Annotated in this window: 6 protein-coding genes; 3 read left to right on the forward strand and 3 right to left on the reverse strand. The window is 45.2% G+C overall.

Annotated elements, in window-relative coordinates; genetic code table 11:
• Positions 1 to 297 precede the first annotated feature (297 nt).
• Positions 298 to 1,407, forward strand: a complete 1,110-nt coding sequence (locus KDK16_RS01010) for a Fic family protein (RefSeq protein WP_257252767.1) — start codon at positions 298 to 300, stop codon at positions 1,405 to 1,407.
• Positions 1,408 to 1,845: 438 nt separating this feature from the next.
• Here the strand turns inward: KDK16_RS01010 and KDK16_RS01015 are convergent, their stop codons facing one another.
• The 3 genes from KDK16_RS01015 to KDK16_RS01025 all read right to left on the reverse strand — a co-directional run bounded on the left by KDK16_RS01015 (position 1,846) and on the right by KDK16_RS01025 (position 4,490).
• Complete coding sequence (locus KDK16_RS01015) at positions 1,846 to 3,357, reverse strand: Fic family protein (protein ID WP_257252766.1); 1,512 nt, start codon at positions 3,355 to 3,357, stop codon at positions 1,846 to 1,848.
• Positions 3,358 to 3,566: 209 nt separating this feature from the next.
• Positions 3,567 to 3,938, reverse strand: coding sequence for a NirD/YgiW/YdeI family stress tolerance protein (locus KDK16_RS01020; protein ID WP_257252765.1), 372 nt, complete (start codon positions 3,936 to 3,938; stop codon positions 3,567 to 3,569).
• Between the two features lie 90 nt (positions 3,939 to 4,028).
• Positions 4,029 to 4,490, reverse strand: a complete 462-nt coding sequence (locus KDK16_RS01025; protein WP_257252763.1) for an MEKHLA domain-containing protein — start codon at positions 4,488 to 4,490, stop codon at positions 4,029 to 4,031.
• A gap of 712 nt (positions 4,491 to 5,202) precedes the next feature.
• Here KDK16_RS01025 and KDK16_RS01030 point away from each other — a divergent pair.
• The gene (locus KDK16_RS01030) at positions 5,203 to 5,472 is read left to right on the forward strand and encodes a hypothetical protein (RefSeq protein ID WP_257274290.1); all 270 of its coding nucleotides are present in this window, start codon (positions 5,203 to 5,205) and stop codon (positions 5,470 to 5,472) included.
• Positions 5,473 to 6,012: 540 nt separating this feature from the next.
• Entirely contained in the window at positions 6,013 to 7,221 is a 1,209-nt protein-coding gene (locus KDK16_RS01035) for a hypothetical protein (RefSeq protein ID WP_257274291.1), read from the forward strand.
• Positions 7,222 to 7,748 lie beyond the last annotated feature (527 nt).

Below are 7,748 nucleotides of genomic sequence, written 5' to 3' on the forward strand. Positions count from 1 at the left end.
ACTCCATCCAGAAGTAGTTATCGAAGTGGAGATCCAGCAGGGTACCATCCATATCAGGAGGAATGAGCGATTGGGCAGCTTGGATAATACAATGGAAACCCCGTCTGAAAGCCTCTGTATTGTATTAAATATAAATTAATCTAATACACAAGTTGCTTTGTGTATCAAGCTCAATACGCTATCGTTATTGTGTATTAAATATTACAATTCTTAATACGAAAAATTTGTGTTGGATACGACAGACACAAAAGTATTTATGTATTAAATATTATGTCCTTTAATACACAAGGTTTTGGCATGACCCCATATATCCCTGATACGCTTCCCCTTCAAGATCTTGAGTTTAGCCGTCTGATCACATTGGTCGGTGAAGCTAATGCAGCCCTGGCTGAATACAGTGGTCTACTACAGGGAATCATTAATCCCGCGGTCATGCTGTCGCCCCTGATGAATCAGGAAGCGGTGTTATCATCCAGAATTGAAGGGACCCAGGCTACGGTTGAAGAGGTGCTTGAGCATGAAGCAGGTGCTCAATTTGACGAGAGAAAAAATACAGATATTCAGGAAATACTGAACTACCGAAAAGCGCTTATGCTGGCCCAGGAGTACCTGGCTGAAGGGCGAACGATCTCTTTGAGTCTCTTGTTGCAGTTACATCAGCTACTTCTTGACAGTGTTAGAGGTCAAGGAAAAACACCGGGTGCTTTTCGAAAGGATCAGAACTGGATTGGGCGAGCGGGCTGTACGCTTGAGACCGCAACCTTTGTTCCCCCGGACCCTATACAGCTAATGGATCATCTGGAAGCCTGGCATCATTATCTGGGCGAGAGTGATTTTGATGTACTGGCTCAGACCGCCATCGTTCATGCCCAATTTGAGCTGATTCATCCATTCAAGGATGGTAATGGCCGTATTGGTCGTTTGATTATACCGCTGTTTTTGTACAGTAAGCAGAGACTCTCCAGCCCTATGTTTTATCTCTCAGGTTATCTGGAAGCACACCGGGATGAATATTACGAGCGGCTAAAGAAGATTTCCCGGGAAGGCGACTGGACAGGCTGGATCGAATTTTTTCTGAAAGCCATACTTGTTCAGGCCAGAGATAATGTTCAGAAAGTAAAAGCGATCATGTCGTTATATGAAAAGACTAAAGTCAGGGTTCAACAAACGACAGGCTCAAAGTTCACGATGCAACTGGTGGATACACTTTTTGACAGACCCATTTTTCAAGTGAGCGACTTCGTCAAACGGTCCGGTATCAGTAAGCCTACCCTGCATGGTCTTCTGCGTCAGCTGCATGTGCCGGACGGCCCCATAGTAACGCTAAGGGAAGGATCTGGCCGTCGCCCTGCTATTTATGCATTTCCAGAACTGCTTCGTATCTGTGAAGGCTTGTCTGGGCACTAACGTCAGTTTTTGAGGCTCGTTCTCTGCCCACGGGCAGCTTATAAATATAAACGGGTATGGTTTAAACTGCCTGCTGAGTTCACTGCCGCACAGGCAGCTTAGAAATCTGATGAATGAAGATAGGGAAGGCATAGCTAGTTTAGTGCGTTGAAAATTATGGTGCATAAACCTAACTCCAGCTGTTCTGGTCGCAACAGAACCGTATAGCTGCCTTTTCATGAAAGTTGCTCCGAAAATAGAGCTTAAGTCTTCTGAAGAAAGGCGTCTCAGAAAGCTGGCTTCTGCAAATACTGGCAGTCTACGCGTCGCCCGTCGTTCGAAAATCATTGGCTAGTGAGCAAAGACATACACATGCGGAGTGGCTAAAATTTCTGAAACTGATTGATAGGCTCCTAAGGACAAAGCTCTTCATCTGATCTGCGACAACTATTTTATGAGTTACTGAGTCAACTCATCAGGCTTCTTCCTGATGCTGTCTTTAAGCACTTCTGAAGCCATTCGGTTGATCTGTTTGAAGTCGTGCTCGGTCAGAAACTCGAACTGTTTTTGCTTCCTTTTACTCAACTTGCCTTTATTGTCGAGAATAATCTTGACCATCAGGCGGAGCTCTTTAGCTGACAGATCAAGAAAGTCGTCCAGAGCCCGGTAGAGGCGGTCGGCCAATACCAGAGTGTCAATCTCTTTGGGCAGCAGATGTTCAGCTACATCGCCAATAACTTCGCAAAGCCATTGACAATAGCGAGTCAAATCCAGATACCTAAACAGGTGATCTGTTTCTCCTTCTATGGTGATGTGTCCGGCTTCATCAATGTAATAGTCTGTCTGGGCGCATATGGCTTTGGATAGCAGATCCAGTGTTTGATAATAGTCCTGTTGACGGTTCAGAATCCCGCCGGATACCGGCAGAATAATGCCCGGTTGCAAAATACCGGATTTTGCCAGTACATCCTGGATCAGGTAACGGCTGATCCGGCCGTTGCCATCCATAAACGGGTGTAGATAAACAAAACTGGCTGAGAGAATTCCTGCCCGAACACTGGCTGGAATGTCCGACTCGGCCAAGCGTCCTGACATGGCAAACCAGTCATCCATCAGGTCTTCAATATTTTCAGGGCGGGGTGGAGGCAAAGCCACGCCCTGGGGACCGGGGCCGCCTATATAGTTTTGCTCAACCCGGTAGTCAGGTTCCTGCTGGTGGCCATCCTTGATGATGTTCTGGATTTCAATCAACCGCTCTTTGGTCAGTGGTGTCTGACCTGCCATTTCCAGTGCCCGGCCAAAACGAATGTATTTGTCGGGTGTGATGTTTTCTGATTCAATTTCTGAAGAGGTTCTGGTTTCGTAGGTGGTCAGGAAGCGCGAGGCTCTGGTAAATACTTCTTCATCGTAATCTGTCAGAGCGCTGTTTATACAATGCTCCAGTCTGGCGTTGGACTCTTCACGCAGGGCATCCGTTTTTTGCACCAATGGCAGGAATCTTCTGTGTCCCGGTAAATTGTTGCGCAGACAGTATCGTCGAACATTAATGGGGTGAGCGGTAAAGTAGCGCTCTTCATCAAGAACCGACTCATATTTAACGGCTTTGCAGTCAGGTAATGGCAACAGGGTTTCCGTAAGGTACTCATACCAGAACCACAGACGACGACCCCAGCGGCTACTGGGGCGCTTCTGGATGGTGGACTGAATTTGATCTTTTGCGCCTGTTTGCAGAAAAACTTGCCGGAGATAGGCTGGGTTAGCACCTTCATACTTCAGAGCAAACAGAAGATGACCTGTCAGAGTCTCTTCCGGTCTGGCGGAGTCGGGAAAATTCTGTTCAAGAATCTCATGCCGCTTTACTTGATTGGCTTTGGTCCCCAGTAAGCCTCCGGTGTAGGAGCGAACTGAGTGAGGTATAACTCTCAGCTGATAATGTTCTTTCAACCATTCATAGCCAATGGGGGTTGGCATAAATCGAGCCTTTTGATTGAGGGTAAAAACTAAATACTGCCATAAAAAACTAAATTTACCCCAAAAAAATGCCTGAAAAATAAATATTGATCCACATGAATGTACAGATTATGTGCCAGAGGTTTGCAGCAGAACTCCGATTTCCCAGGATGGGGTAACCAAACTCGAAACGGGTTTAAGATCAGGTAGTCACGGGTACTGAACAATCTTTAGAAAACATAAAGGATCTTGTCGGCTTCCACCACAATGGGTTCGTTGGGGTCTTTCATGACCTCTCCTTTGATAATGGTGGGGGAGCCAAAGAGCAGACCCTTTTTGGGTATATCATCATTCCTGATATGAATCTGGATTTCTCCGGTTTTATCCCGAAACAGGTAAATCGAACATTTCAGTTTCTTGATGATTTGTCCGGAAAGTTTCACCAGTTCCTCATCATCTCCGTTCTCAATCACCTGATCGATGCTCTGCTTTTGATAGTGATGGGCTTGTGCAGAAGCGGGTGGTGATGGCAGAGGCAAGTCGTTTTCTGAAAAGGCGGGCAAGGACAACAAGCAGAGGCCGCTGAAGAAGAGTCCTTTCATAAAAATTATCCTTAGAGTGTCTATTTTTCAGGATAGCTCAGCTGGATAGCTGTCTGTAACCATCGTCTTTGAATATTAGTGGGGCTGCCTTCAAACAAAAGTCCAGTTGCTGAACGTAGCAGCCTGCCCCTGGTACCTGCCTCTCTCATCGTAGAGGTTCCAGACCAGCGCCTGCTCAATCATGAACCGTCTTCCGGTACTGGCAATACGGATACCTGAATAGTTTTTGATGTAGCCGCGTTTAGTGACTTCTCTTAGCAATCTGCCCCGCTCTTCCCTGTTGGGCTGCTCTGCAGAATGTCTGGAAGGCAGCTGAGTCAGAGTGTTCCAGTCCATTTCAAAAAGAGACTGGGCACTCAGGTTCCCGTAACAGAAGATCGGATCACTTTCTGTGCCGTGAGATAGTAGCACTGACGGGTGTTCATACAATTTTTTAGCCAGTTTGGGGTCATTCAGGGGCAGTCCGCAAAGCAGCTGACCCGTCAGTGTAAAGTAATTACTGGCCATCAGCAGGCTTTGTTGCTGAAGAAAAGGATCGTGCAGCGAGATCATGTTTTGCCTTGTTGCGACAGTGGGTAGCGGGAAAGTAGAATGGAAAAAAGCCTAAACGCTCATGGCTCAGTCGTAAAGTAGAGTTTTCCGGCCGTTTGTTGGGAGGCTGTCTGGATATAGGGTCAGACTATCTGGATTTAAAAGCGTTCCAGAAGAGATACCCTCATGATGGCATCGTACTGTTCCCGGAGAATGCAGAGTTCTCGCCTATTGCTTTGATCAGAGCGTTGTTGGGATTGAAGTACAGAGGCAGGATTCAACAGACGTTGATCTGAAGCAGAAGGGCTTTTTGTATTAATTCAGGGGCACACAATATCCAACGTTGGGAAGTAGGTTGAGAAGCGCCCCTTATCCCTTGTGATCAATCGTCCTTTTTCAACGCTTGCCTGTGCTCCAATAAAAAATCAGACAATACGCCGTTTTTCTTACCTCCCTTGCGACGATATTCAAGGTGCTTTTTTGATGCCAGAAGTAAAGTTCTATGGCATGGAGCCCTGAGAGTAAGTCTAAGATCCTTGACTAAAGACAAAGTACCTTCAACCGTATGTAAAGGCGCCGGAAACTATTAGACCACTTTTACAGTGTATGGCACTCTTTCAGATACTGTTAGCAATACTATCCTCCGTGTTAGTTTTTTTTTGGAACATTTAAGAGAGAGTATCCTCTAACTTTATTGTTGTATTAATAAAACTTGTCGAATATGGAGGTAACTATGGCACCTATCGAGATCAAATCGACTCCAGAACAAATGGTAAGACAAATTTACCAACTTGACATCAAAAACCCGGAATGTGCCGGGGCAGCCTTTGGCCTCACTGTTGGTTGCCTTTTGGGGCACCCTGGTGATGGTTGCATTCTGGGATTCATAGCTGGCTGTCTTTGCAAACACTCCTATACCTCCATCAAAATTTATGAGCGAGATGTTCAAGTACAAAATATTGAAGCGCAAAATATTGAAGCGAAAAAGATTTCCAGAGAATGAGACTGGAGAGAGCTTTGGAATGAAGTTCAGACGGGCTATAAGCCTGTTTGAGCGAGTTGGGCATAGCGAGGTGAGCCTTAGCCAAACCATGGTAATTCGCAGCTAAACCATTGGAACTGAATGACTGATCATGGCCGGATCACAACATATTCGCTCTGAGTATTTATAAGCCCTGTCACTGTTGTCCATGGCCAGCGTATAGGTATTCCGGTTGGCTATTCCGGTTGGCTATTGCGGAGGCAGAAACATTCTGACATTTGATTCTGAGTATCGTTAGCTTTGCCCGCTGAGCTTCCAACGTTCAAGATTTCGTCTGAAACGGACGCTTTTGTCATAACGGGTCATTAAATTAAAATCTTATTAACTATCGACCATGTATTGTTACTGAGGGGGAGAAATTAAAATACAGAACCTTCATGCTCCCAAAGTTTTGCTACTATCACTGAACTAATATTATTCCGTCATTGCTGAAGCCGCCGCTTTGTTAATCAATTTTAATGGTGAGTGCTTTCAACCCCAAAAAAATAGGGTGTGACTATTATGCTATCAGGTAAGTTAGCCAGTATTTTTGCAATTTCGTGCTCAGTAGCAATCGCAGGTTATGGTTCTGAACCGATAAAGAAAACTGCAGTGGTCGATGCGGGCAGTACCGGTTCAAGGCTCCATATCTATGAATATTCCCTGGACCCAGCCAACGGAATTCCTGTTATTAGGAAAAAAACGTCCAGCAAAAAAAAAGGAGGCGTTCAGGAGGAAAAGGTAGATAGTCTGGATGGATATCTTCAGGGGCTATTTGCTTCAGTGATCGATGAAAACATAAATAATATATATTTTTATTCAACCGCCGGAATGCGGCAAATCAGACCTGAGAAAAGAGCAGTCCTGAATGATGAAGTTGAACAATGGTTAAAAGATAACTTTCCTTCATCCACCATTGAAGTGGAGACAATAACAGGCAAAAAAGAGGGGCTTTATGCCTGGCTGGCGTTGAATTACGACAACTCGCGCATAAAATTACAGGGAGACACGGTAGGTGTTCTTGACTTGGGCGGTGCTTCTACACAGATTGCTTATGAGGTGGATAAGAATGAGGATTTCACCGTTAAGATAAGCAGCAAGACATACAAGCTTAATGCAGAAAGTTTTTTGGGCTTAGGGCTTGATCAGGCAATAAGCCAATATTTGAACCGGGCGTCATGTTTTCCTAAAGGCTTCCCTTTACCAGACGGCAGAAACGGAACCGGTGATTATAATACCTGCACCCGGAAAATTGAGCCCTTGATTACAAAAGTACAAGAAATCAATCACTATATTGAACATCGCCCTCCCAAAAATACACGCAGTTTTCTTGCTACTGCAGGATTTGACTATACGGCATTAGAGTTGGGTATTAGCAAGGATTTTTCCATTAAAAATCTCGATGAGAAGGGTAAGGCGTTTTGCGATAGTGCCTGGAATGACCTGAAGAGTGGAAAAACTTCTTATCCGGTCAATCCTTTCCTATGGCATTATTGTTTCGATGCAGCCTATGAGAAGGACTTGTTAACATTTGGGTATAGCTTAAACACCAAAGATATTCCCATTAAAACGGCTTCAAGTATTGACTATAAAGCCGATTGGTCAATAGGTGTTTTGTTTAACTCTTTTGTTACCCCTGTTAAAACTGAAAAAAGAGAGTACCACACTGGACTCTTAAAATCAGAAAATTGCATGCACAATGGTGCAGCTTCTTCCATGTCGTTTTTTTAGGTCCCGGAGTACAATGGGTTTGGCAACTTTTTTGGCCTTCTGTCACATTGAAAATTATCAGCTTTGGCCTGAAATCGCGTATTTCCGCCAGCTTCAAATCCTAAGAACTGAAGAACGGTTTACTCCCGGTGGTGACCATATGCAGTCTTCCTCAATGGCTCTCTTGCCATACCAGTTACAGAGCGGTTATCTGGAGGCAGAAGCTTCTGTAATACGGCAGACTTACGTTCCTTTGAATAGCGAGGCATAAACAAGGCAATAGTGGCACCACCCAGGCGGTATTTTTCAAGGTAGTTGTACCTGCATGTCGGGAGTTTGCCATAACCGCTGGAGCGTGGGAGTCATGAGTAAACAAGTCAAGCTCACTGAAACCGCATACCCCATTACAGAAACTGAGCGAAAAGCCCCGTACTTTGAGGACGGGGATGGATAGCTCGGCTTGCGCAAAGCAAGCCCATAAATTATCATTCCCCCGTCTCTTGCAGACCTACCTCCGGGCTGGAGGAATGTTAAGCCTGCGGAGTTCG

The sequence above is a fragment of the Endozoicomonas sp. SESOKO4 genome (genome assembly GCF_024606275.1).

Bases quoted from the DNA above. Each gene is read 5' to 3' on its own strand.
- KDK16_RS01010 (WP_257252767.1), top strand. From the start codon at position 298: ATGACCCCATATATCCCTGATACGCTTCCCCTTCAAGATCTTGAGTTT.
- KDK16_RS01015 (WP_257252766.1), bottom strand. From the start codon at position 3,357: ATGCCAACCCCCATTGGCTATGAATGGTTGAAAGAACATTATCAGCTG.
- KDK16_RS01020 (WP_257252765.1), bottom strand. From the start codon at position 3,938: ATGAAAGGACTCTTCTTCAGCGGCCTCTGCTTGTTGTCCTTGCCCGCC.
- KDK16_RS01025 (WP_257252763.1), bottom strand. From the start codon at position 4,490: ATGATCTCGCTGCACGATCCTTTTCTTCAGCAACAAAGCCTGCTGATG.
- KDK16_RS01030 (WP_257274290.1), top strand. From the start codon at position 5,203: ATGGCACCTATCGAGATCAAATCGACTCCAGAACAAATGGTAAGACAA.
- KDK16_RS01035 (WP_257274291.1), top strand. From the start codon at position 6,013: ATGCTATCAGGTAAGTTAGCCAGTATTTTTGCAATTTCGTGCTCAGTA.